Source organism: Arenibacterium halophilum (assembly GCF_005938225.1).
Lineage (GTDB): Bacteria > Pseudomonadota > Alphaproteobacteria > Rhodobacterales > Rhodobacteraceae > Arenibacterium > Arenibacterium halophilum.
Map to the genome: position 1 here is coordinate 999,871 of NZ_VCPC01000001.1, position 23,338 is coordinate 1,023,208.

At 64.8% G+C, this 23,338-nt stretch carries 21 protein-coding genes; 12 read left to right on the top strand and 9 right to left on the bottom strand.

All coding sequences use genetic code 11. The annotated features are described in order from the left end of the window. The first annotated feature begins 120 nt into the window (after positions 1-120). The 3 genes from FGK64_RS04785 to FGK64_RS04795 all read left to right on the top strand — a co-directional run bounded on the left by FGK64_RS04785 (position 121) and on the right by FGK64_RS04795 (position 2,811). The gene (locus FGK64_RS04785) at positions 121-954 is read left to right on the top strand and encodes an IclR family transcriptional regulator (protein ID WP_171053970.1); all 834 of its coding nucleotides are present in this window, start codon (positions 121-123) and stop codon (positions 952-954) included. 102 nt (positions 955-1,056) lie between these two features. Beyond that, the gene (locus FGK64_RS04790; RefSeq protein ID WP_171053997.1) at positions 1,057-2,034 is read left to right on the top strand and encodes an NAD(P)H-dependent flavin oxidoreductase; all 978 of its coding nucleotides are present in this window, start codon (positions 1,057-1,059) and stop codon (positions 2,032-2,034) included. A 156-nt stretch (positions 2,035-2,190) separates the two neighbouring features. Further along, the gene (locus FGK64_RS04795) at positions 2,191-2,811 is read left to right on the top strand and encodes an outer membrane protein (protein WP_138862631.1); all 621 of its coding nucleotides are present in this window, start codon (positions 2,191-2,193) and stop codon (positions 2,809-2,811) included. Positions 2,812-2,869: 58 nt separating this feature from the next. Here the strand turns inward: FGK64_RS04795 and FGK64_RS04800 are convergent, their stop codons facing one another. Continuing rightward, positions 2,870-4,537, bottom strand: coding sequence for an AMP-binding protein (locus FGK64_RS04800; RefSeq protein ID WP_171053971.1), 1,668 nt, complete (start codon positions 4,535-4,537; stop codon positions 2,870-2,872). Positions 4,538-4,706: 169 nt separating this feature from the next. Here FGK64_RS04800 and FGK64_RS04805 point away from each other — a divergent pair, with 169 nt between their 5' ends. Continuing rightward, positions 4,707-5,801, top strand: a complete 1,095-nt coding sequence (locus FGK64_RS04805) for an AbrB family transcriptional regulator (RefSeq protein WP_138862633.1) — start codon at positions 4,707-4,709, stop codon at positions 5,799-5,801. 33 nt (positions 5,802-5,834) lie between these two features. Here FGK64_RS04805 and FGK64_RS04810 read toward each other — a convergent pair whose 3' ends face one another. The 4 genes from FGK64_RS04810 to FGK64_RS04825 all read right to left on the bottom strand — a co-directional run bounded on the left by FGK64_RS04810 (position 5,835) and on the right by FGK64_RS04825 (position 9,782). Further along, on the bottom strand, positions 5,835-7,148 hold the full coding sequence (locus tag FGK64_RS04810; protein WP_138862634.1) for a TRAP transporter large permease: 1,314 nt from the start codon (positions 7,146-7,148) through the stop codon (positions 5,835-5,837). Next, complete coding sequence (locus FGK64_RS04815) at positions 7,145-7,699, bottom strand: TRAP transporter small permease subunit (protein WP_138862635.1); 555 nt, start codon at positions 7,697-7,699, stop codon at positions 7,145-7,147. Before FGK64_RS04815 ends, FGK64_RS04810 begins: the two co-directional genes overlap by 4 nt. 142 nt (positions 7,700-7,841) lie before the next feature. After that, positions 7,842-8,885, bottom strand: coding sequence for a TRAP transporter substrate-binding protein DctP (dctP, locus tag FGK64_RS04820; RefSeq protein WP_138862636.1), 1,044 nt, complete (start codon positions 8,883-8,885; stop codon positions 7,842-7,844). A 300-nt stretch (positions 8,886-9,185) separates the two neighbouring features. Then, the gene (locus FGK64_RS04825; protein ID WP_138862637.1) at positions 9,186-9,782 is read right to left on the bottom strand and encodes a DapH/DapD/GlmU-related protein; all 597 of its coding nucleotides are present in this window, start codon (positions 9,780-9,782) and stop codon (positions 9,186-9,188) included. A 301-nt stretch (positions 9,783-10,083) separates the two neighbouring features. On the opposite strand from FGK64_RS04825, the gene FGK64_RS04830 reads away from it, so the two are divergent. The 8 genes from FGK64_RS04830 to FGK64_RS04865 all read left to right on the top strand — a co-directional run bounded on the left by FGK64_RS04830 (position 10,084) and on the right by FGK64_RS04865 (position 17,511). After that, entirely contained in the window at positions 10,084-10,767 is a 684-nt protein-coding gene (locus tag FGK64_RS04830; protein ID WP_138862638.1) for a TetR/AcrR family transcriptional regulator, read from the top strand. A 74-nt stretch (positions 10,768-10,841) separates the two neighbouring features. Continuing rightward, entirely contained in the window at positions 10,842-11,900 is a 1,059-nt protein-coding gene (locus FGK64_RS04835) for a C4-dicarboxylate TRAP transporter substrate-binding protein (protein WP_138862639.1), read from the top strand. Positions 11,901-11,907: 7 nt separating this feature from the next. Then, a complete protein-coding gene (locus tag FGK64_RS04840; protein ID WP_138862640.1) occupies positions 11,908-12,408 on the top strand; it encodes a TRAP transporter small permease subunit in 501 nt (166 codons plus the stop codon). Further along, a complete protein-coding gene (locus FGK64_RS04845; protein WP_138862641.1) occupies positions 12,405-13,721 on the top strand; it encodes a TRAP transporter large permease in 1,317 nt (438 codons plus the stop codon). The genes FGK64_RS04840 and FGK64_RS04845 overlap by 4 nt, the downstream gene beginning before the upstream one ends. Before the next feature lie 25 nt (positions 13,722-13,746). Next, positions 13,747-14,523 (top strand): cyclase family protein, encoded by a 777-nt coding sequence (locus tag FGK64_RS04850; protein WP_138862642.1) that lies wholly within the window; start codon positions 13,747-13,749, stop codon positions 14,521-14,523. A 3-nt stretch (positions 14,524-14,526) separates the two neighbouring features. Then, a complete protein-coding gene (locus FGK64_RS04855; RefSeq protein WP_138862643.1) occupies positions 14,527-15,417 on the top strand; it encodes a fumarylacetoacetate hydrolase family protein in 891 nt (296 codons plus the stop codon). Positions 15,418-15,495: 78 nt separating this feature from the next. After that, the gene (locus FGK64_RS04860; protein ID WP_138862644.1) at positions 15,496-16,278 is read left to right on the top strand and encodes an HAD-IIB family hydrolase; all 783 of its coding nucleotides are present in this window, start codon (positions 15,496-15,498) and stop codon (positions 16,276-16,278) included. A 12-nt stretch (positions 16,279-16,290) separates the two neighbouring features. Continuing rightward, entirely contained in the window at positions 16,291-17,511 is a 1,221-nt protein-coding gene (locus tag FGK64_RS04865) for a glycosyltransferase family protein (RefSeq protein ID WP_138862645.1), read from the top strand. Between the two features lie 170 nt (positions 17,512-17,681). On the opposite strand, the gene FGK64_RS04870 is transcribed toward FGK64_RS04865, so the two are convergent. From FGK64_RS04870 to FGK64_RS04885, 4 genes are all read right to left on the bottom strand, one after another. Beyond that, a complete protein-coding gene (locus FGK64_RS04870) occupies positions 17,682-19,433 on the bottom strand; it encodes a sugar phosphorylase (protein ID WP_138863065.1) in 1,752 nt (583 codons plus the stop codon). A gap of 329 nt (positions 19,434-19,762) precedes the next feature. Further along, positions 19,763-20,902 (bottom strand): acyl-CoA dehydrogenase family protein, encoded by a 1,140-nt coding sequence (locus tag FGK64_RS04875; RefSeq protein WP_138862646.1) that lies wholly within the window; start codon positions 20,900-20,902, stop codon positions 19,763-19,765. 13 nt (positions 20,903-20,915) lie between these two features. Beyond that, a complete protein-coding gene (locus FGK64_RS04880; RefSeq protein WP_138862647.1) occupies positions 20,916-22,070 on the bottom strand; it encodes an acetyl-CoA C-acyltransferase in 1,155 nt (384 codons plus the stop codon). A 74-nt stretch (positions 22,071-22,144) separates the two neighbouring features. After that, positions 22,145-23,305 (bottom strand): acetyl-CoA C-acetyltransferase, encoded by a 1,161-nt coding sequence (locus tag FGK64_RS04885; protein WP_138862648.1) that lies wholly within the window; start codon positions 23,303-23,305, stop codon positions 22,145-22,147. Between the last annotated feature and the right edge of the window lie 33 nt (positions 23,306-23,338).

A 23,338-nucleotide genomic window follows, 5' to 3' on the forward strand; every position in this document is an offset into this window, starting at 1 on the left:
AGGCGCGCGCGGTTTCAGTGCAAATGCATACTGGCCGCGCCTTTGCCAAGCGGTTAATCTTGCGTGCACCCCGCCCGGCACCGCCCGTGGAGGGGCCCAGAGGCAAGGAAGTCATCAGACGTGAGAAAACGCAGCCCCGGCACCGATGACGACGGTGCCCAACCCAATGGCCAGCACGAACGCCAGTTCATTACCTCGTTGCATCGCGGCCTCGAAGTGCTGCGCGCCTTCCGCCCCGACGACCGCGCGGGCCTGTCGAACGGCGATCTGGCCGAGCGCACCGGCCTGCCCAACTCCACCGTGTCACGGCTGACCTATACGCTGCTGACGACGGGCTATCTGAATTACGACGCGGTGACCGGGCGGTATCGCATGGGGGTCCCGGTGCTGAGCCTTGGCTACGCCTGCCTGTCGTCAATGCCGCTGCGCGACACCGCGCAAACCTATATGCAGACGCTGGCGGATGCCTGCGGCGAAGGTATCATGGTGGCGCTTGGCAGCCGCGATGAACGCACCATGACCTATTTCGCCTGCGCCCGCTCGCGCAGCGTCGTGGCGCTCCAGCTTGGCGTCGGCTCGCGCATTTCGCTGGCGCGGTCGGCCATGGGCCGGGCCTGGCTGGCGGGCTGTTCTGCCACGGAACGCGAGGCGCTGATGGCCGATCTTGAGGCACATACGCAGCCGCGCACAACCTGGCCCGCAATCCGCGCCGGGATCGAGGACGCGGTGAAACAGGTTGCGCAGCAGGGCTATTACGCGAACCATGGTGAATGGCAGGCTGGCGTCAACGCGGTGGCCGTGCCCCTGCGCAGCACCGATCCCGATCTGCCTCTGCTGGGCCTGAACCTTGGCGGACCATCGCATTACCTGCCCGCAGACCGACTGCCCGAGGTCGGCAAACGTCTGGTCGAACTGGCCACAACCCTAAGCCAGCGCATGACAGCCAATTTCTGACGCCGCGTTCCGCTTTGTGCGGCGCGCGCGCTGGCTTATCCCCGTATCAGCACCGCCGCGCCCCTTTCCGCGCGCGCTTCGAAGGAGGACACCCCCGTGACCATGCCCGCCATGTTCGACAATCTGCGCCTGCCGATGATCGGCTCGCCCCTGTTCATCATCTCGAACCCCGACCTGGTGATTGCCCAGTGCAAGGCCGGGATCGTCGGCGCCTTTCCCGCCCTCAACGCGCGTGAGAAAGAAGGCGAGCCGATCGAACTGGAACGCTGGCTGACACGCATCACCGAGGAACTCGACCGCCACAATCAGGCCAACCCCGACACCCCCGCCGCGCCCTACGCCGTGAACCAGATCGTGCACCGCTCGAACGCGCGGCTGGAGCGCGATGTGGAAATCTGCGCGAAGTACAACGTGCCGGTCTGGATCACCTCGCTGGGCGCGCAGGAATGGGTGAACGAGGCCGCGCATGGCTGCGGGGGCATTTCCCTGCATGACGTGATCAACAACCGCTTTGCCCGCAAGGCCATCGAAAAGGGCGCCGACGGGCTGATCGCCGTGGCCGCCGGGGCTGGCGGCCATGCCGGGGCGCTGTCGCCCTTCGCGCTGGTGCAGGAGATCCGCACGTGGTTCGACGGCCCGCTGTTCCTGTCGGGCGCCATCGCGCGCGGCGACAGCATCCTTGCGGCACAGGCGATGGGCGCCGATGGCGGCTATGTCGGCTCGGCCTTCATCGCCACGGAAGAGGCCAACGCCGACGCCGCCTACAAGCAGATGATCGTGGACCATGGCGCAAACGACATCGTCTATTCCGACCTGTTCACCGGGGTCTGGGGCAACTACCTGAAACCCTCGATTGCCAAGGCCGGGATGGACCCGGACAACCTTGAACGCTCGGACCCGTCGAACATGGATTTCGGCGAAGACCGGCAAAAGCCGAAAAGCTGGAAGGAAATCTGGGGCTCGGGCCAGGGCATCGGCGCGGTGGGCGACGTTCTGCCCGCCGCCGAACTGGTCAACCGGCTGGAGCGCGAATATCGCGCGGCATGGAACCGGCTGCAATCCGCCGTAAAGCCCGCCTGATCGGCCATATTCCGCGGGCAACGCCTTCACATTCCGGTCACTGGAATTGTGAAGGAACCCCTTGCACCTACATCCGTTGAACTGACACGCGCCGCCAAAGGCCGCCCATTTCCGGGCGGCCCGGTGAATGGCGCGACATGACTACGGAGTGAGCATATGATCAGAACAGTAACGATTGCCCTTCTCTGCACCACGGCTGCAGCAGGCGCGGCCTATGCGGGCAGCAACGATCCGGCCCCGGCCGATCCGGTGGTTTACACCCCTGCCCCCGCCCCGGCCTCGCCCTTCTGGGAAGGCGGCTATATCGGTGGTCAGGTGGGCTATGCCTACGGCGAATTCGACCTTGGCGGCAGCTTTGACAACGACAGTGTCATCGGCGGTCTGACGGCCGGTTACCTGTGGAACCTCGGCAACGACTGGTACGCCGGTCCGGAATTCCAGTACGACTGGGCCGATGTCTCGGTGACGGACCCGAACACCGGTAACACCGCAACGTTCAACGAAATGGCCCGCCTGAAAGCGGTTGTCGGTAAGGCGATGGGCAACGGCTTCCTCTACGGGACGCTGGGCTATGCCTATGCAGACTTTGACGGCGTTGGCACCTTCTTCAACGGCAGCGGCGACAGCTATCTTGTCGGCGTCGGCTATGACCACCGCGTGTCCGACAACTGGACCGTGGGCGGCGAATACATGTATCACGCCTTTGACGGCATCGGCACGGCAGGCGGCGATGTGGACGTGAACACGCTCCACCTGAAAGCGACCTACCGCTTCTAAGTCCGCCCCGCTTACGATCAAACGGCCCGCCTCTGCGCGGGCCGTTTCGCGTTTCCCGTCAGGACTCTGCCGGCGCGGCCTCTTGCTGCTTCAGCGCCTTGCGGTCAGGCTTGCCCACCGGGGTGTGGGGCAACTCGTCGCGGAATTCCAGGTGGCGGGGCACTTCGTGACGGCCCAGCTTGTCCGCCAGAAACCCCTGCAACGCGTCCAGCGTAAAGGGTTTCGCCCCCCGGTTCAGCCGCACGAAGACCTTGGCGCTTTCGCCACGATAGTCGTCCGGCACCCCGATGGCGATGGCCTCGGACACATCCGGGTGCTGGTGCACGGCATTCTCGATCATCAGCGGATACACGTTGAACCCGCCCGACAGGATCATGTCTTTCTTGCGGTCCACAAGGTAGAAGTACCCGTCGTCGTCCATGTACCCCACGTCGCCGGTCAGGAACCATCCGTCATGAAACGCCGCGCGGGTCTCCTCGGGCTTCTTCCAATAGGCGCGCAGCACATTTGGCCCCTTGATGACCATTTCGCCGGTTTCATTCGGCCCCAGCGTGCGCGAGGCATCATCCACATCGACGATCTTCATGTCGATCCCTGGCAGCGGAATGCCGATGGTGCCCAGCTTTTCGTCGGGCATGGTACGCGGCACGTTGGTGCCCGCCGGAGAGGTTTCCGTCATGCCCCAGCCGCCACGCAGCTTCAGCCCGGTCAGCTGTTTCACCCGGTTGTACACCTCGACCGGCAGCGGCGCCCCGCCCGAGCCGACATATTCCAGCGAAGACAGATCGCGCCTGTCGATATCGGGGATTTGCAGCAGCGCGATCCACGTCGTCGGCACGCCCCCGAAGGACGCGATGCGCTTTTCCTCGATCTCGCGCACGGCGGTTTCGGCATCGTAGCGCAGCCGCACATGCAGCGTCCCGCCTTCGTGGGTGCGCTTCAGCAACCCCGCCGTCAGCCCCATGATATGGAACATCGGCGCATATAGCAGCGCGGATTTGCCCGGGTCGGATCCGGGATCGTCCTTTGCCGCCTCGGCATAGATCAGCACCGCCGCCGACAGGTTGGCATGGCTCAGCACCGCCGCCTTGGGAACGCCGGTGGTGCCGCCGGTATATTGCAGCAGCGCGGTATCCTCGGGCGTCACCGGCACCGGGTCATAGGCCGCGCCATCGTGGCCCGACAGGAAATCCGCCACCGACATCGCGCCCTCCAGCACCGGGCAGACCCGCCCCATGGCCGAAACCTGATCGGGGCACATCACCAGCGGCGGCGTTTCTCCGCTGGCCAGCAGGGGCGCGAAATGGCTGCCAAGCTCGGGCGTGGTCAGCGTTACGGCCAGCTTGGCCCCGCTGTCGCGCAGCTTGTGCGACAGCTCGTGATGGGCATCCAGCGGGCTGAGATGCGTCACCGCCGCTCCGGCGGCCAGCACGCCAAAGAAGAAGATCGGATGCCAGGGGCAATTCGGCAGGTGCAGCGCCACACAATCGCCCTTGCCGATGCCGCGCGCCCTCAGCGCCGAGGCCACCCGCGCCACCTGCGCCCGCATGTCGGCGTAAGTATAGGACGTGCCGTAATATTCGATATGCACCGTATCGGCATAGCGATCAAACGCACGGGTCATCAGGGCCGTCATGGTGGTGGGGTCCGGCGCAAAATCCCTGCGCACAGTGTCCGGATAATGCCGTAGCCACGGGCGGTCGCCCGGGATCGGTGTAATTGCCATTGTTTTCCTCCCGCTATGCGAAATTTCGTTCCGCATATTGTAGGCAGGCTAGGAAATCGGGGCACAGCGCGCAAGCCTGTTGGCCCGGCCTCCGCGTGGCGCCGTTGACCGGAGGTCAGCGAAACCCTACACAAAGCAACAACCCCCAGCAGCAAAAAGCCCCCCGTACATGCCACAGATCCGTATTGCCGGCGAAGAGGTGCACCTTGGCACCACGATCCTAGTCTTTGCCGTGGGCATCCTTGGCGGGTTCCTGGCGAAATGGGCGGGCTTTCCGCTGCCGATGCTGCTGGGTTCGGTCGTCGCGGTGGGGGCGATTTCGATCTTCGGCTTCAAACCGGGCGGCCACCCGCCCCGGATTCCGTTCTGGCTGCGGCTGTTCTTCATCCCCATCATCGGGCTGTCGATCGGGGCCGCCTTCACTTCCGCCGTGCTGGAAGAGGCGCGCGGCTGGTGGCCCTCGCTGCTGGCGCTGGTGGTGTACATTCCGCTGGCGCATTTCGTGGGCTACCACGGGTTCCGGCGGCTGGGGCACCTGTCACCCGTCACCGCCTATTACTCGGCCGTGCCCGGCGGGCTGCTGGAATGCATCGCCATGGGCGAGGAAAACGGTGCCGATATCCAGATGCTGACAGCGCTGCAATTCATGCGGCTGATCCTGACCATCCTGCTGGTGCCGCTGGCCTTTACCCTGCTCAGCGGCGGCGCGGTCGGATCCGCCGCCGGGGTGCTGATTGGCAACGATCACGCCCCCATCACGGGGACAGAGGTGTTCTGGCAGGCCTCGCTGGGCGCGGCCGGGTTCTTCATCGGGCGGCGGTTGAACCTGCCGGCCTACATGATCACCGGGCCGATCCTTGCCTCGGGTCTGGGCCACCTGACCGGGCTGCTGGAATCGACCCCGCCGCGCTGGCTGATCGACGTCACCCAGATCGTGATCGGCACCTCTCTGGGCACACGCTTCGTGGGGATGCGCGCCGATGCCTTCGGCAAGGCGCTGATGCTGGCGTTGATGAACATCGCGCTGACCATGATCCTGGCCATCGCCGCAGGCATCGCCCTGCACGAGGTGGTGGACGAGAAAATTCAGGCAGTGGTCCTGGCTTTTGCCCCGGGCGGGCTGGCGGAAATGTCGCTGGTCGCGATCTCGCTTCAAATCTCGGTGCTTTATGTCACCACGCACCATGTGGCGCGGATCGTGCTGTCGGTCAGCGTGGCCAAGGCGTTTTCCGGGCGCATCGCCTCGGAACTGCCGCCGAAATAGCCGGCCCGCCAATGCGGCGGACCGGCCGATACTCTACCCGTAGAACCAGTTCGGCAGGAACAGGGCGATGTCGGGGATCAGGATGATCAGCAGCAACCCGATCAGTGTGACGATCACGTAGGGGATGATCGAGGTATAGATATCGCCCATCGTCACCCCCGCAGGCGCGACGCCCTTGAGGTAGAACAGGTTGAAGCCAAAGGGCGGCGTCATGTACCCGACCTCCATCATGATGATGAAGAGGATCCCGAACCAGATCGGATCGAACCCGGCATCGCGGATCACCGGCAGGAACACCGGCAGCGTGATCAGCATGATCCCGACCGGGTCCAGCACCATGCCGAACAGGAACAGGATCAAAAGCATGAAGGCCAGCGCCCCCCATTTGCCACCGGGGATATAGGCCATCAGATGCTGGATCAGGCTTTGCGCGCCCAGCGCCGTATAGGCGGTGGAAAAGGCGTGCGCGGCAAACAGGATCCACATCACCAGCGCGGTCAGCTTCAGCGTCGACAGCGCCGCATCGTTCATCACCCGCCAGCTGAGCTGTCGGTTCACCGCCGTGGCGAACAGCGCGCCCGCCACACCGATGGCGGCCGCCTCTGTCGGGGTGGCAAAGCCGCCAAAGATCGCGCCCAGCACCACCACCACGATCAGGATCGGCAGGATCACCGCCTTGAGCGAGGCGAACTTGCGGCTCCAGCCGGCGCGTTCTTCCTTGGGCAGCGCGGGGCCCAGCTCGGGCTGGATCCAGCAGCGCACGCCGATATAGATCGACACCAGCACGAACAGCAGGATGCCCGGCCCGACACCGGCGGCGAACAGCCTGCCGACCGACACCTCGGACAGCAACGAGTACAGCACCATCAGGATCGAGGGTGGGATCAGGATGCCCCAGCCCCCGCCCGCGTTGATCGCGCCCAGCGCCAGCCGCTTGTCATATCCACGCTCCAGCATCTTGGGCAGCGCGATGGTGCCCATCGTCACCACGGCCGCGCCGGAAATGCCCGACATGGCGGCAAAGATCACGCAGATCAGCACCGTGCCGATGGCCAGACCGCCGCGCAGGCCGCCCCACCACTGGTGCATCATGTCATACAGGTCGTTCGCCACGCCCGATTTTTCCAGCAGGATCGCCATGTAGACGAACAGCGGAATCGCCATCAGCGTGGGGTTCGACATGGTTTCCCACATCTTCGAGGCCAGCAGGTAGAACCCGATCTGCCCCATCTCGAAATACAGGAAGATAACCGAGATTCCGCCCAGCACGAAGGCCAGCGGCGTGCCCAGCAGCACGAAGAAAAGAAGCGACCCGAAGAACAGCAGGGTCAGAAGTTCGACGCTCACGGCTGTACCTCGTCGTTGGTCGGCTCGTCCGCAAGAACGCCGAAGGTTTCAGGATCGACGGGCAGCCCCATCAGGATGCGCACATCGGCCCACAGCCGCACCAGCCCCTGCAACAGCAGCAGGGTGGCGGCCACGGGGATCAGCGATTTCGTCGGCCAGAGCGGCGCCTTCCACACGGAATTCGACCGCTCCCAGTCGCCGACCGCCTCGGACGCGATGTCATAGCCCTGCCACAGCAGCACTCCGACAAACAGCAGGAACAGCGGCCAGGTCACGATGTCGATCAGCGCCTTGCGCTTGCGCGAAAACGATCCGTACAGGATATCGACGCTGACGTGCCCACGCTCGGCCAGCAGGAACCCGCCGCCGATGATCGCGTAGACGCCAAAGATCAGCACGGCCAGCTCCGCCGTCCAGATCGCCGGTTGGCCGACCATGTAGCGCATCACCACATCGGCCAGCAGCAGCGCGAAAATGATCAGGACCGCATGGGCGATCCATCGGCCTATCCATCGGTTCAGGCGGGTTATCGCCCGTGCAATCGCCTGCATTGCCGCGATCTCCTTCTGGCGCGAAGCGGCCGAACACGAAGCTTACCCATGGGTAAGTCCGCGCCGGCCGCAATTGATTTCATTCGAAAAAAGCCCGGGGTGCAGGGGGCCACACCCCGGGCGGATTGGCGTCAAGCCCGTATCAGACGTAGCCGAGATCTTTCATCAGCGTCTTGTAGACATCCGCCGCCTTGGCCGCGTTTTCGCCTTTGGCTGCCTCGGTTTCCAGGATTTGGGTCGAGGTTTCGGCCAGGATCGCCAGCACGTCGTCGGGCAGGTTGATGACCTCGACACCGTCCTCGGCCACGCCTTGCGACAGCGCGATGGCTTCCTTGTGCGAATACTCCTGCGAGCGCAGGAAGAACCGGTTCTGGATGGTGTTCAGAAGCACCATGCGCACGTCATCGTCCAGCCCTTCAAGCTCGCTCATGTTCAGCGCGAAGGCATCGGTGGTCTGACCGAGGCCCGGCTTCACGTGGTATTTGCAGACTTCCCACAGCGACATCGACTTGGCACCGATGGCCGCACCCCAATGCGCCCCGTCAACCACGCCCGAGGACAGCGACTGATAAAGCTCTGACCCGGGGATGTACTGCGGCGCGGCGCCAGCGGCGGCCAGGTAATCCTGCATGGTGCCGGACGAGCGGATTTTGAGACCTTTGAAATCGTCGGCCGATTCGATTTTCTTCGACACCACCATTTCCACCGGCAGCACCTTTTCGGTCATCAGGTGTACGCCTTCGGTGTTCAGATCGGCGTTCACCAGATCTTCGAGCCCAAGGTTTTTCACCGCGTGCTGCATCTCCCAGCTTTCGCGGAAGGTGCCCGGGATACCATAGAGGAACGACGCGGCCTGCGCCTGATCCTGAATGTAGGACGGCGACAGCGTCGCCATCGGCACCACGCCCTTGCGCAGGATGTTATAGATATCGGGGCCTTTGGCGAATTCGCCCGCGCCCAGAAGCTCAAGCTTCATCGCGCCGTCGGTTTCCTTCTCGACGATCTCGGCCACGACACCAAGGCTGTCGCTGAACGAGCTGGACGCCTTTGGCCAGTGCGACTGAACCCGCCATGTGTATTTCCCGGCGGCAATTGCCTTGCCCACCAGTGCGGGCGAGGCAACTGCGGCCACGGCGGCGCCACGCAGCATGGCGCGGCGGTTCAGTCCTGTCTTCGATACGGTCATGTGATGATCCTCCCATTGAACCTGTTTCACTGTGATGCCGCCGCTCGGGTCATGGCAACCCCCCGCCGTGCGGGCTGTCGCGTCACGGAACCGGTGACACAGCTGCCCCGCGTCCCGCAATGTTGCCAGATTGCGTTCTTGTCACTCCCCGACCACGCGCCCGCGCACGATGGCGCAAGCCGCCGACCCTGCGGCATCCTCGACAGGCATAGAACCATCAAATTCCGCCAAGTGGAATACCTTTTTGCAAAAATTCCGAATTCGCCGGATGGCGGGCGGCCAGCGCTCGGCGTGCGGCCGTCAGGCGCGTCGGCGCGGACGGCTGCGGGACATTTCATAGCGGTCCAGGAAACTGGCCGCGTCGCGGCTGCGCATATCGACTAGACGGGCGCGCAGCATGTCGTGATCCCAATGCCACCACGCCAGCGCGGCCATCCGATCGGCGATGGCCTTCGGATAGCGCAGGCGCACCATGCGCGCAGGCACTCCGGCCACGATGGTGAAGGGCGCAATGTTGCGCGACACCACGGCCCCCGGAGCGACGATGGCCCCGTCCCCGATGCTGACACCGGGGCGAATCTCGGCGCCATAGCCGATCCAGCAATCGTGGCCGATGTGAACCTTGCGGGTATGGCGCCGGGCCAGCAGGGTGGTCACCCGACCGGGTTGGCGCATCATTCCATCGGGCGCGCCCAGCCGGACAAATGCGCCGATATGAACGAACTTGCCGATCTGGGCATTGGCGATGTCGCAATAGGTGTCGCAACTGGAATAGGCGCCAAGCGCAGTATTGACCAGACGCGAACCCAGACCCAGCGCAGAGAATGCGGCCAGCGTGGAATTCTCGATCTCGCAGTCGGCTGCAATTCGCGCCGTTGTGTCGCTTTGCCTTGGCATGGCCCCCTCCTGTCGGCGCGGACCATAGGCATTTGAGGCTGTTTGAGAAGGGGGAACTTAGCCCGGCGGTCGATATGCAACCTGCGGAGGAAGGCGGGCCCCGCTGCTGCCGTTGCGGGGCCCGGACGCGCCATGGGGACGGGGCATCTGCCGGTGGCGCGAATTCACCACGGCGACAACTAGGCCGGCGCAGATCACGATCAAGTGTCAGTTGGGCAAAAATTTCATGACAATGACAGGGTCGCAACCACCCGGCACAGGCATCTTGACTGAACGATCAGTTAGGATCTAGCGTGCCCGCATGACTCGCCCTGCAACCGCCTCTATTCCTGCGTCCGCTTCCGGTTCCGAAGACCGCGAAACCGCAGGCCATACCGCACGTCTGCGGATTCTGGACGCGGCAGAGCACACGTTTTCCGAAGGCGGATTCGGCGGAGCCTCGATGAAGGCCATCGCCGTGCGCGCCGGGGTGGCACAGGGGCTGCTGCATTATCACTTCGACACCAAGGACGGGCTGTATGCCGCCGTGATCGAACGCCGCGCGGGCGCGATCAATGCCGAGCGCGAGGCGATGCTGGCCCGCGTCGACACCGCCGCGCCCGACGCCCTGCCCCGCATTCTCGAGGCGCTGCTGCGACCTCCGCTGGGGCCTGCGGGCGGCGGGCAAGCGTATGCGCGCATCTTTGCCGGGCTGCTGGTGGGCGGCACGCGCGAGGCCGATCTGGTGGCGCGGCTGTACGATCCAACCGCGCGGCGGTTCATCGCGGCCCTTGGCGCGGCCTGTCCCGAAACCGCGCCCGAAACGCTGAGCTGGGCCTACAACTTTGCCATTGGCGCTCTGATTGCCACCGTGGCGCGCAGCGGTCGGCCCGAGCGGCTGGTCGACACCGAGACTGTTCAGGACACCGATGCCGTGGTCGCGCGGCTGGTGGAATTTGCAACCGGTGGAGTGGAGGCCGCCATCGCCCGGACGGGGCGCATTTAGGACACCGCCGAGAGGGGCGGATAGACGACCGCGCCGGGCCAAACCGGCGCCTGTTTCTGGGAGGAGACCACATCATGACACGTTATACACCCGCGCTGGCCACGGCGCTGGCCGTTCTGCTGCCTGTCAGCGCCACGGCCGACAGTTTCACCGCCACCATCGCCGCCGGGCACCCGCCGGTGTTCCGCTGGATTCGCATGATCTCGGACACGTTCATTCCGACGGTCACCGCCGAGCTGGAGAAATCCGGCCACACCATCACCTTTGACGAACAATACGGTGGTGCGCTGGCCAAGGTGGGCGAAGAGCTGGAAGCCGTCGAGGCCGGTCTGGCCGAGCTGGGCACCTGCCAGTCGCTGTTCGATCCGGCCAAGCTGGCCGTGCAGAACGTGACCTATTACACCCCCTTCGTCAGCGCCGACCTGCGCAAGGTGGGCGAGGTGATCGACAGCCTGCACGCCGATCTGCCCGCGATGACCGAAGCCTATGGCGAAAACGGTGTCGTCTATATCGGCGCGCCGATCACCATCGACGACTACCTTTTGATGACGAATTTCCCGGTCGAGAGCCTGGCCGATCTGGACGGGCGCAAGATTGCCGCGCCGGGGGCGGCGATCAACTGGCTGTCGGGCACCGGGGCCGTGGGCGTGGCGGGCAACCTGACCACCTATTACAACGAGATCAAGACCGGCGTGTACGACGGGGTTCTGGTGTTCGCCAGCGCCGCCCTGCCCGGCAAGCTGTACGAGGTGGCGCCCTATGTCACCCGCGCGGGGCTGGGCGCGCAATATGCCGGGTCGCTCTGCGCCAATGCCGATTGGTACGAAGGGCTGCCCGACGATGTAAAAGCGGCGTTGAAGACCGGGGCGGATGCGGCGCGCGACTGGTACACGACCGAGCTGGAAACCGCTGTTGGCGTCTCGCTGGAAAAGATGGCCGAGGCCGGGGCGACCGTGACCAACGCGCCCGACGCGATGCGCGCGGCCTGGGCCAAGGGGATGGAGAACGCCGCCGCCAAATGGGCGGCTGAACTGGATGCCCAGGGCAAGCCCGCAACCGAGGTGCTGACCACCTACATGGAGGCGATGCGCGCCGCCGGGGCCACGCCGCTGCGCGACTGGGACAAGGAGTAATCCAGTCATGTCCGAGCCTGTTGCCCTGCGGCTGCTGGATCGTGCGACCCAGGCGCTGAACGTGCTTGGGTCCGCGCTGATCCTTGTGTTGATGGTGCTGGTGGGCGTGGACGTGGGCGGGCGCAACCTGTTTGGCGCGCCGGTGCCCGGCGTGCCGGAACTGGTGACGTTAAGCATTGTCGCCATCGTCTTCCTGCAGATCCCGCAGGCGCTGCGGGCGGGGCGCCTGACGCAATCGGACGCTTTCCTGGGCTGGCTGGACCGGCGCGCACCCGCGCTGGGCCGCGCATTGGCGACGCTGTTCGACCTGATGGGCGCGGCGGTTCTGTACATCATCGTCACCTCGACCTGGCCGATGTTCACCCGCGCCTGGGAGCGTGGCGAGTTCATCGGCGCGCTGGGGGATTTCACCGCGCCGGTCTGGCCGGTGAAGCTGACACTTGTGATCGGGGGCAGCATGCTGATCCTGCAATTCGTCGCGCGAATCTGGCGGCGCTACGCGGCATGAGCGCGTTCGACATCGGATTGCTGTCGCTGCTGGCGATGGGCGTGGCGGTGATGGCCGGGCTGTTCGTGCCGATCGCGCTGATCGTCTGTTCGTATTTCGGCGTCTGGGCGATCAAGGGCTCGCCCCTGCTGGCGTCGAAACTGCTGGCGCTGGCGGCGAATGACGCGATTTCCAGCTATTTCTTCGGGGTCGTGCCGCTGTTCGTGCTGATGGGTTTCATCGTGTCCGAGGCCGGGTTCGGGCGCGATGCCTTTGACGTGGCGAATGCGGTGTTCCGCCGCCTACGCGGGGGCCTTGGCGTGGGCACCGTGGGGGCGAACGCGATCTTTGCCGCGATCACCGGCATTTCCATCGCCTCGGCCGCCGTGTTTACCAAGATCGCCGTGCCGCAGATGATCCGCCACGGGTACGGCAAACGCTTTGCCGTGGGCGTGGTCGCGGGCAGCTCGGTTCTGGGGATGCTGATCCCGCCTTCGCTGCTGCTGATCCTGTTCGGCATCCTGGCCGAGCAATCCATCGGCGACCTGTTCCTTGCGGGCGTTGGCCCCGGGCTGCTGCTGGCGCTGTTCTTTGCGCTTGGGATCATGGCGATGGCGATCTGGTGGCCCGGCTTCGTCGGCACCCCCGACCGCGACAGCGAGGCGGGCGCGCTGAGCGGCGGCACGATGGCCGCCAAGGGGCTGCCGATTGCCGGGCTGATCGTGCTGGTGCTGGGCGGCATCTATGCCGGGTTCTTCACCCCGGTCGAGGCCGGGGCCATGGGCGCCATCGGCGCGCTGCTGCTGGGGTTCGCGATGCGCCGCCTGACGCTGGCGCGGCTGTGGACGGTGCTGGTGGAAACCGGGCTGGTCACCGCCACGGTCTGCTTCCTGATCATCGCGGCGCAGATGTATTCGCGGATGCTGGCGCTGTCGGGCGTGCCCGCCGGGCTGGGCAATCTGGCCGCCAACGCCGATCTGGGGCTGTGGGGCGTGATGCTGATTTACGTCGCCATCGTCGTGGCGATGGGCATGATCCTTGATTCCTCGTCCATCATGCTGATCCTCGTACCGCTGATGCTGCCCGTGGTGATCCCGATGCAGGTCGATCTAGTGTGGTTCGGCATCGTCACCGTGCTGGCCGTGGAAATCGGCCTGCTGACCCCGCCTTTCGGCATATCCGTCTACGTCATCAAGGCCACGCTGGACGACCCCTCGATCACGCTGGGCGACATCTTTCGCGGCGCCGCGCCCTTTGCCGCGATCATGCTGATCGTGCTGGCGCTGGTGCTGGCCTTTCCCGCCATTGCCACCGGCCTTGTGCCGGGGCGCTGACCCTACCTGACCAAAGGAGCCCCACATGCCCCGCCGTTTTGTCGACCTCTCGGTGCCGCTGGAAACCGGCATCGCCTCGGACCCGCCGATGGCCCTGCCCCAGATCGAATACTTCGGTCACGACCAGACGGCCGAGCAGATCCTGTCGTTCTTTCCCGGGCTGAAACGCGAGGATCTGCCGGGCGGCGAAGGCTGGGCGGTCGAGCAGCTCAACATCTCGACCCACAACGGCACCCATGTGGATGCGCCCTATCATTACCATTCGACCATGTCGGGCGGCGAACGCGCGCTGACCATCGACGAGGTGCCGTTGGAGTGGTGTTTCGGGCGCGGCGTGAAGTTCGATTTCCGCGACAAGCCCGACGGCCATGTGGTGACAGCGGCCGAGATCGAGGCCGAGTTGGAGCGCATCGGCCATAGCCTGCAACCGCTGGACATCGTCGTGGTCAACACCAGCGCGGGCGACCGTTACGGCCATGACGATTTCCTGATGCGGGGCTGCGGCATGGGCCGCGAGGCGACGAATTACCTGACCGGCAAGGGCGTGCGCATGTGCGGCACCGACGCGTGGAGCTGGGACGCGCCTTTCGCGCTGACCGCGAAACGCTATGCCGAAACGGGCGATGCCAGCCTCATCTGGGAAGGCCACCGCGCCGGTATGGATCAGGGCTATTGCCAGATCGAGAAGCTGACCAACCTGGACCAGCTGCCCGCGACCGGATTCACCGTCTCGGCCTTTCCGTTCAAGATCAAGGGCGCCTCGGGCGGGTTCACCCGCGCTGTCGCCATATTCGAGGAGTGAGCGATGAAACTGGGCACCGTTCATCACGACGGGCGCGACACGCTGGTCGCCGTCAAATCCGACACCGAACTGGTCGATCTCTCCGACCTCTGGCCCGACATGGTGGCGCTGATCGAAGGCGGCGATGCGGCGCTGGAGCAGGCGCGCGCCCGGCTGGCAGAAGGTGCCCCGGTGATCCCACTGGAGGCAGTGCAGATGCGCTGCCCCCTGCGGCCCGTGCAATACCGCGACTGTCTGGTGTTCGAGGAACATCTGGCCAACTGTCTGGCGGCGTTTGAAAAAAACACCGGCGTCAAAAGCCAGATCGCCCCGGTCTGGTACGATCAGCCGATTTACTACAAGGGCAATCGCATGTCCTTCATCGGCCACGAGCAGGAGGTGACCTGGCCTGCCTATGCCGACCATCTGGACGTGGAACTGGAGTTGGCCATCGTGATCGGCAAGCAGGGCACCAGCATTTCGCGCGCGGATGCCCCCGGCCATATCTGGGGCTATACCATCCTGAACGATGTTTCGGCCCGCGATGCCCAGATGAAGGAAATGCCCGGCCAGCTTGGCCCGGCCAAGGGCAAGGATTTCGACACCGGCAACATCCTTGGCCCGTGGATCGTGACGGCCGACGAAATCCCCCACCCCGCCGCACTGGACATGGAGCTGCATGTGAACGGCAGCCGCTGGGGCGGCGGCAATTCGCGCCAGATGCAGCACGATTTCGCCCGCGTGATCGAACATATCTCGGCCTCGGAAACGCTCTATCCCGGCGAGGTGATCGGCTCGGGCACCGTTGGCACCGGCTGTGGGCTGGAAACCGGCCGGCGGCTGTCCGATGGCGACCGGTTCGAGCTGAAGGTCGAGGGCATCGGCACGTTGGCAAACCGCATCGTGCGTCGGTAAGGGCGGAACCCTTGGGGCGGGCGCGGCGTTGCGCTAAGGTTGCCAAAACCGCATCGCCCCAAGGACGCCCGCGCCCGCATGTCATTGATCCCCCTGCTTGTTTTTACCGATCTTGACGGAACGTTGCTGGACCATCACAGCTATGGCTATGCCCCCGCACAGCCCGCGCTGGACGCGCTGGCCCGGATGGGGGCAGGTGTGGTGCTGGCCAGCAGCAAGACAGCTGCCGAAATCGCCCCCCTGCGCGACCAGCTTGGGCTGACAGGTTGGCCCGCCATCGTGGAAAATGGCGCGGGCCTGCTGGAACCGGGTGCCGAGGCAAGTGGCGGCGACGAGGCATGGCAGACGATCCGCGCCGCGCTGGACGCGCTGCCAGATACCCTGCGCGCGCCTTTCACCGGCTTTGGCGACATGGATGACGCAGGCGTGGCCCAGGCCACCGGCCTGCCCCTGCCCGACGCCGCACTGTCCCGCAAACGCCAGTTTTCGGAACCCGGAACATGGTCCGGCGATGATGCCCTGCGCGACCGCTTTCTGGTTGCGCTGGCCGCAGAAGAAATCAGCGCTCGCATGGGCGGCCGCTTTCTGACGCTGTCGCATGGCGCCACCAAGGCCGATCGCATGGCCGAAATCATCGATACCCTGCAACCTGCCCGCACCGTTGCTCTGGGGGATGCTCCCAACGATGTGGAAATGCTGCAAGCCGCCGACATCGGCGTGATCGTCGCCAATCCCGAGGCAACGCCCCTGCCACAACTGCCCAATGAAGAGGCAGGGCGCATCATCCGTACGCAATTGCCCGGGCCGGAAGGTTGGAACCGGGCGATGCTCGACCTACTGTCAGATGACAAGACCGGATAAAGGACCAAGCGGATGGCGGATTTTCACCAGAACGGCAATATCGCCACCCTGCACAACCTGCGCACCCAATCGACCGACGAACTGAGCTATGAACTGGAGACATTCGCCCAGTCGCGCAAGATCACGCTGATCCTGCCCTGCCTCTATTCCGAACTCGAAGGTCCGGCGATGCCCAACATCCTGGCTGAGCTGTCCAAGGTCACCTATCTGCACCGCATCATCATCGGGCTCGACCGCGCCGATGCCGAACAATACCGCAAGGCGCGCGCGTTCTTCTCGGATCTGCCGCAGAACCATATCGTGATCTGGAACGACAGCCCGAGGATGCAGGCGCTGGGCAAGCGGCTCGAAGATCTCTCGCTCGCCCCGATGGAGCCCGGCAAGGGCAAGAACGTGTGGTCATGCCTTGGCTACCTGATGGCCTGCGCCGACAGCGCGGTGATGGCGATCCATGATTGCGATATCGTCACCTATAACCGCGACCTGCTGGCGCGGCTGGTCTACCCGGTGGCGCACCCGGCGTTTCCCTATCAGGTGGCCAAGGGCTATTACCCCCGTGTCGGCGACGGCAAGCTGAACGGACGGGTAACCCGGCTGCTGGTCAGCCCGCTGCTGATCGCGCTGAAACGGGTGATCGGCGACCGCGACTACATCGACTACCTGCGCAGCTTCCGCTACCCGCTGTCCGGCGAATTCGCCATGCGCACCGGCATCCTGCCCGACCTGCGCATCCCGTCCGATTGGGGTCTGGAAATCGGCATCCTGTCAGAGGCCTGGCGCAACCTGGCCCCGCAATCGGTCTGCCAGGTGGAAATCGCCGATGTCTACGACCACAAACACCAGGATCTCAGCGCCGACGACGCCTCTGCCGGGCTGTCGCGCATGTCGACCGACATCTGCAAGGCGATCTTCCGCAAACTCGCCGCCGATGGCACGGTCTTTACCACCCATGTCTTCCGCACGCTGAAAGCCACCTACTACCGCTGCGCGCTGGATCTGCTCGACAGCTACTACAACGATGCCAAGATGAACGGGCTGACCATCGACCGCCACCGCGAGGAACAGTCGATCGAGCTGTTTGCCGAAAACATCATGCGCGCCGGGCAGATCTTCCTAGAAAACCCGCACGAAACGCCCTTCATTCCGACATGGAACCGCATTCACTCGGCCGATCCGAAATTCCTGGCAGAATTCAAGGCCGCCGCCGCCGCAGACGAAGCCGAGTTCGCCTGAGTGCGAAAGGGATCGCCAGATCGCGCTGCCGCGCGAGCCTCCGGCGGGGATATTTATGCCCCAAAGAAACAGAGCCGCCCTATTGCTTCACCTTCGCGAAAATACTCCGGGGGAGTCCGCGCAGCGGGCGGGGGCAGAGCCCCCTTTTCCCTGTCCGACTGACCCGCGCATTACCCGGTGCGGTTGGTGATCCACCGGCATTGATAGGGTGCCAGTTGCAAGTCCGATTCGATGTCTCCGATGACATCGCCAGACAGGATGTCGACCCAATGCTCGTCCTCGATCAGGTTGATCGCGCTTGATTTCAGGACGACCGTCTCATCGCTGACGTTATGCAGTGCAAAGATCGACTGGTGGCGATCAAGGCTCTGCCGCCAGACCCCGAATACACGTTCATCCACTGCCAGCGTGAATTGCGTGGCGTTGGGGTGAAACGCTGATTGTTTCGAGCGCAGCCGCAGCCGGTCCGACATTGCCTTCAGAACGCGAGCCTGCGGCGTCTCCGGATCGGCCAGACGTTCAAGCAAGGTCGGGTAATCCCAGCGGTGTCGGTTGATTGCGCGATTCATGCCCCGATGCGCGACCTGTTCGTGATCGTTGGGCGTGGCCAGAAGCGAGTGTATATAGAACGCCGGAATCCCTTCGAGCGACATCACGATGGTCTGAGAGGCGAGGAAGCGGTCGAAATGATTATCGTCGGCGCCTTTGAAGGTCGCCGCCAACGCCTCGTAGAAAGTGGTGTTCAGCTCGTAGGGCGCCTCGCCCCCGTCGGGCAGGGCGCGCATCGAGACCAGCCCGCCCGCAGCGCGCACCGTGTCGATCATTTTCTGCTTTTCCACCTCGGGCAGGACACCTTCGGCCGGGCGCATCCCGATGCCATCGTGGCTGGCAGTGAAGTTCAGGTAGGCGCATCCAAGTTGCGCGGGCGGCATCCCCGCCTGCCAGCGGTTCAGGTAGCGCGCCGTGCCGGCCATCATCGCGTGCAGGATCAGCGGCGGAAGCGGGAAGTTGTAGACCGCGTGCGCCTCGTTCCGGCGGCCGAAATACGACAGGTTCTCGGCCTTGGGCACGTTGGTTTCGGTGAGCAGCACCACCGGCTCGACCGTATAGTCGCACAAGAGCCGCAACAGGCGCACGATGGCATGGGTCTGCGGCAGGTGGATCGAGGGCGTGCCGACCTGTTTCCACAGGAACGCCACGGCATCCAGCCGCAGAATCCGCACGCCGTTGTCGATATGCAGGCGGATGATGTCGAGAAATTCCAGCAGCACCTGGGGGTTGCGGAAATCCAGATCGATCTGGTCATGACTGAAGGTGCACCAGACATGGCGCGGGCCATTGGCCGTCTCGACTTCTTGCAAAAGGGGAGTGGTGCGCGGGCGCACGACGTCCGACAGATCATCCTCGGGTGAGGCTTCGAAGAAATAGCTGTCATAGGGCGCAAGGCCCTGACGATAGGCGTTGAACCAGTTCCCCTGGCTCGAAACGTGGTTCAGGACCAGATCACTCATCAGGTGAAAGCGTGCGCCGATGCGGTTGATATCGGCCCAGTCGCCCAGTTGCGGATTGACCGCGCGGTAGTCTGTTACCGCGAACCCGTCATCAGACGTAAAGGGAAAGAACGGCAGGATATGCACGCCGTTGACCACGCCGCGCAACCGGGAAGACAGAAAGTCATAGAGCAAATCCAACGGCTTGTGCTTGCCGTCGATCAGCGAGTTGCCATAGGTGATCAGCACCGCGTCCTGTTCCGACCACAGGTTGTTGCCCGGCTTGCGCGCGCGTTTGCGCCGGTGCGTACCGTCCGGCCAGAAGGTTTCGACCACATGCGAGGCCAGCACATCTGTATCGGTTTCGGGATAGACCTCGGCCAACAGGGCCGAGAGCGTCTGGCTGAATGAGGTTTGCGCGGCGCGGGGCATTGGCGGGCTCGGATGATCCTTGGGGTGGCGTGCCATTGCGCCAGAATGGAAGGTCCGCCCGCGAGGTTCAATCGCAGGACGGGAAAAAATTGAGATCAGGCCGGGTGATACCTGTTTTCGGATGAATTACGGGCAGTTCCACCCCGCGCAATTGCCATACGGGCCAGACCCGACCGCGTGAGGCCGCAAGACCACGCCGCCCCTTGTCGCGGATCACGATGGCCCCCTTCGCACCACAGCACCATGTTCCCCTGTAACACGGAGCCTTGGCCCGGCTGTTCGACGCGCGGCCGCAACAGTCGGCCACAGGTATCCGCCTGTCCGGCGCATCACTGCGCCGCTGCAAGCCCCCGCGCGATGACGATGCGTTGCACGTCGCTGGTGCCTTCGTAGATCTGGCACACGCGCACATCGCGATAGATGCGTTCTACTGGGAAATCGCGGGTATAGCCGTAGCCGCCAAAGGTCTGGATCGCGTCGGAACAGACCCGTTCAGCCATTTCCGAGGCGAAAAGCTTCGCCATCGAGGCCGCGTGAAGCGCCGGTTCGCCCGCGTCGCGCAGGGCGGCGGCGTGCAGCACCAGCTGACGCGCGGCTTCGATCTGCGTTGCCATGTCGGCCAGCCGGAAGGCCACCGCCTGATGGTCGATGATCTTGCGGCCCATACTTTCGCGGTCTTGCGCATAGGCAATCGCCGCCTCCATCGCGGCGCGCGCCATGCCGACGGATTGCGAGGCGATGCCGATCCGCCCGCCTTCGAGGTTGGCCAGCGCGATGCGATAGCCCTGCCCCTCTTCGCCCAGCAGGTTCTCGGACGGGATCTCGCAGCCCTCAAACGCGATCTGCGCGGTGTCCGACAGCGTCTGGCCCAGCTTGTCCTCGATCGAGGCGACGCGATAGCCCGGCGTGTCGGTCGGCACGATGAAGGCAGAAATCCCGCGCTTGCCGGCCTCGGGGTCGGTCACGGCAAAGACGATGGCGGTGTCGCCGTTCTGGCCGTTGGTGATGAACTGCTTCACGCCGTCCAGCACCCAGCCGGAATTGGTGCGCCGGGCGCGGGTTTTCAGGGCCGAGGCATCGGACCCGGCCTGCGGCTCGGTCAGGCAGAAGGCGCCCAGCTTTTCGCCCCGCGCCATCGGGCGCAGGAATTGCTGTTTCTGGTCCTCGTTGCCGAACTTCAGGATCGGCGCGCAACCGACCGAATTGTGCACCGACATGATCGTGGATACCGCGCCATTCCCGGCGGCCACCTCTTCCAGCGCCAGCGCGTAGGAAATATGGTCGACCTCTGCGCCGTCATAGGCTTCGGGCACCAGCATCCCGAGCATCCCCAGCGCGCCAAGTTCCGCGATCTCGGCCCTGGGGAAATGTTTGGTGCGATCCCAGTCCGCCGACTGCGGCGCCAGCCGTTCACTGGCAAAGCGCCGCGCCATGTCGCGGATCATGGTCTGATCTTCGCTCAGGATCATCGCGGCGCCCCCGTTACAGCAGCTCGACGGCGAGCGCCGTTGCCTCGCCCCCGCCGATGCACAGCGAGGCGACGCCCTTTTTCGCGCCGCGCGCCTGCATCGCGGCGATCAACGTGACCACGATGCGTGCGCCCGAACAGCCGATGGGGTGGCCCAGCGCGCAGGCGCCGCCGTTCACGTTGACCTTTTCGGGGTCGAGCCCAAGATCGCGGATCGCCGCCATGGCGACCACGGCGAAAGCCTCGTTGATTTCAAACAGATCCACGTCTTCGACGGCCCAGCCGACGCGGTCGAGCACCTTGCGGATGGCGGGGATCGGCGCGGTGGTGAACAGGCCCGGCGCCTGCGCGTGGCCGGCGTGGCCACGGATCACGGCGATCGGGGTCATGCCCTGCGATTCGGCCAGACCGGCGCGGGTCAGCACCAGCGCCGCCGCACCGTCCGAGATGGACGAGGAATTCGCCGCCGTCACCGTGCCCCCCTCGCGGAAGGCGGGTTTCAGCGTCGGGATCTTCTCGGGGCGGGCGCGGCCGGGTTGTTCATCGGTGGTGACATCGCCCACGGGCGTCACCTCGGCGCTGAAAGCGCCCGAGCTGATCGCGGCATTGGCGCGGTCCAGCGATTGCAGCGCATAGCCATCCTGTGCCTCGCGGGTGAATTGATAGGCCTCGGCGCAATCCTCGGCAAAGGTGCCCATGGCGCGGCCCGTGTCATAGGCATCTTCCAGACCATCCAGGAACATGTGGTCGATCACGCGGCCATGCCCCGCGCGATAGCCGGTGCGCGCCTTTTCCAGCAGGTAGGGCGCGCCCGACATGCTTTCCATACCGCCCGCCACGATGATGTCGGACTGGCCCAGCGCCAGCGTGTCATGGGCATTCATGATCGCCTGCATCCCCGAGCCGCAGACCTTGCCCACCGTCTGACAGCGCACCGACAGCGGCAGATCGGCCCCCAGTGCCGCCTGCCGCGCGGGCGCCTGCCCCAGACCGGCGGGCAGAACGTTGCCCATCACCACCTGATCGACGGCATCCCCCGCGACGCCCGCGCGCGACAGCGCGGCGGAAATGGCGGCTGCGCCCAGTTTCGGCGCAGGAATGCGCGAGAGCGCGCCCATGAAGCCCCCCATGGGCGTGCGGGCCATACCTGCAATAACGATCGGTTCCATATCTGTCCTTTCACCGCGTCAGGGCCGCATCGGCCCGGAATGATTGGCCCCCATGCCGGGGGCCGCCTGGCCTGTCAGACCGCTTCCAGAATGGTGACGTTGGCGATGCCACCGCCTTCGCACATGGTTTGCAAGCCATATTTCTTGCCGCGCGCATGCAGCGCGTGCACCAGCGTCGTCATCAGCTTGGCCCCTGACGCGCCCAGCGGATGCCCCAGTGAAATCGCGCCCCCGTTGACGTTCAGCTTGGCCGGATCGGCGCCGGTGGCTTTCAGCCAGGCCAGCGGCACGGGGGCAAAGGCTTCGTTCACCTCGTACAGATCGATATCGTCGATCTTCATGCCTGCGCGTTCCAGCGCCTTTGCAGTGGCGGGCAGCGGCTCTTCCAGCATGATGACAGGGTCGCCCGCCGTCACCGTCAGGTTCACGATGCGCGCCTTGGGGGTCAGGTTGTATTTCTTCAGCGCCGCCTCGGAGACCACCAGAACCCCGGCGGATCCATCGCAGATCTGGCTGGCGTTCGCGGCCGAGATCATCCCGCCCTCTTCCAGCAGCTTCACGCTGCCAATTGCCTCGAGCGAGGCATCGGCGCGGATGCCTTCGTCACGGGTGTGCAGCCCGCCGTCCACGGCCAGCGGAACGATTTCGGCGTCAAAAGCGCCCGCCTCGGCTGCGGCCACGGCGCGACGGTGACTTTCCAGTGCGAACCGGTCCAGATCGTCACGGGTGAAGCCGTGTTTGCGGGCGATCATCTCGGCGCCCTTGAACTGGCTGAAATCCTTGGTGCCGAAACGCGCGGCGATACGGTCGGAAAACGGCCCCTCGCCCATGCCTGCCTTGGCGTGCAGCACTACGTTGGAAAACATCGGCACGCGCGTCATGCTTTCAACGCCCATCGCAACGACCACATCCTGCGTACCCGACATCACGGCCTGCGCCGCGAATTGCACCGCCTGCTGCGAGCTGCCGCACTGGCGGTCGATGGTTACAGCCGGGACGCTTTCGGGCAGCTTCGAGGCCAGCACGCAATTGCGGCCAAAGGCAAAGGCCTGTTCGCCCGCCTGCGTGACGCAGCCGACGATCACATCGTCGATGGCGGCCGGGTCGATGCCCGAGCGATCCACCAGCGCGTTCAGGATCTCGGCGCCAAGGTCAGCCGGATGCCAGCCCGCCAGCGCGCCGCCCCGGCGGCCTCCGGCGGTGCGGGCGGTTTCAACGATGTAAGCATGTGCCATTGGTCTTGTCTCCTCGGTATCGTGCAGGGCGGG

Excerpts from the sequence above, each read along its gene's own strand:
- FGK64_RS04790 (WP_171053997.1), top strand. The coding sequence starts at position 1,057 with ATGCCCGCCATGTTCGACAATCTGCGCCTGCCGATGATCGGCTCGCCC.
- FGK64_RS04795 (WP_138862631.1), top strand. The coding sequence starts at position 2,191 with ATGATCAGAACAGTAACGATTGCCCTTCTCTGCACCACGGCTGCAGCA.
- FGK64_RS04800 (WP_171053971.1), bottom strand. The coding sequence starts at position 4,537 with ATGGCAATTACACCGATCCCGGGCGACCGCCCGTGGCTACGGCATTAT.
- FGK64_RS04805 (WP_138862633.1), top strand. The coding sequence starts at position 4,707 with ATGCCACAGATCCGTATTGCCGGCGAAGAGGTGCACCTTGGCACCACG.
- FGK64_RS04815 (WP_138862635.1), bottom strand. The coding sequence starts at position 7,699 with ATGCAGGCGATTGCACGGGCGATAACCCGCCTGAACCGATGGATAGGC.
- dctP (WP_138862636.1), bottom strand. The coding sequence starts at position 8,885 with ATGACCGTATCGAAGACAGGACTGAACCGCCGCGCCATGCTGCGTGGC.
- FGK64_RS04825 (WP_138862637.1), bottom strand. The coding sequence starts at position 9,782 with ATGCCAAGGCAAAGCGACACAACGGCGCGAATTGCAGCCGACTGCGAG.
- FGK64_RS04830 (WP_138862638.1), top strand. The coding sequence starts at position 10,084 with ATGACTCGCCCTGCAACCGCCTCTATTCCTGCGTCCGCTTCCGGTTCC.
- FGK64_RS04835 (WP_138862639.1), top strand. The coding sequence starts at position 10,842 with ATGACACGTTATACACCCGCGCTGGCCACGGCGCTGGCCGTTCTGCTG.
- FGK64_RS04840 (WP_138862640.1), top strand. The coding sequence starts at position 11,908 with ATGTCCGAGCCTGTTGCCCTGCGGCTGCTGGATCGTGCGACCCAGGCG.
- FGK64_RS04845 (WP_138862641.1), top strand. The coding sequence starts at position 12,405 with ATGAGCGCGTTCGACATCGGATTGCTGTCGCTGCTGGCGATGGGCGTG.
- FGK64_RS04850 (WP_138862642.1), top strand. The coding sequence starts at position 13,747 with ATGCCCCGCCGTTTTGTCGACCTCTCGGTGCCGCTGGAAACCGGCATC.
- FGK64_RS04855 (WP_138862643.1), top strand. The coding sequence starts at position 14,527 with ATGAAACTGGGCACCGTTCATCACGACGGGCGCGACACGCTGGTCGCC.
- FGK64_RS04860 (WP_138862644.1), top strand. The coding sequence starts at position 15,496 with ATGTCATTGATCCCCCTGCTTGTTTTTACCGATCTTGACGGAACGTTG.
- FGK64_RS04865 (WP_138862645.1), top strand. The coding sequence starts at position 16,291 with ATGGCGGATTTTCACCAGAACGGCAATATCGCCACCCTGCACAACCTG.
- FGK64_RS04870 (WP_138863065.1), bottom strand. The coding sequence starts at position 19,433 with ATGCCCCGCGCCGCGCAAACCTCATTCAGCCAGACGCTCTCGGCCCTG.
- FGK64_RS04875 (WP_138862646.1), bottom strand. The coding sequence starts at position 20,902 with ATGATCCTGAGCGAAGATCAGACCATGATCCGCGACATGGCGCGGCGC.
- FGK64_RS04880 (WP_138862647.1), bottom strand. The coding sequence starts at position 22,070 with ATGGAACCGATCGTTATTGCAGGTATGGCCCGCACGCCCATGGGGGGC.
- FGK64_RS04885 (WP_138862648.1), bottom strand. The coding sequence starts at position 23,305 with ATGGCACATGCTTACATCGTTGAAACCGCCCGCACCGCCGGAGGCCGC.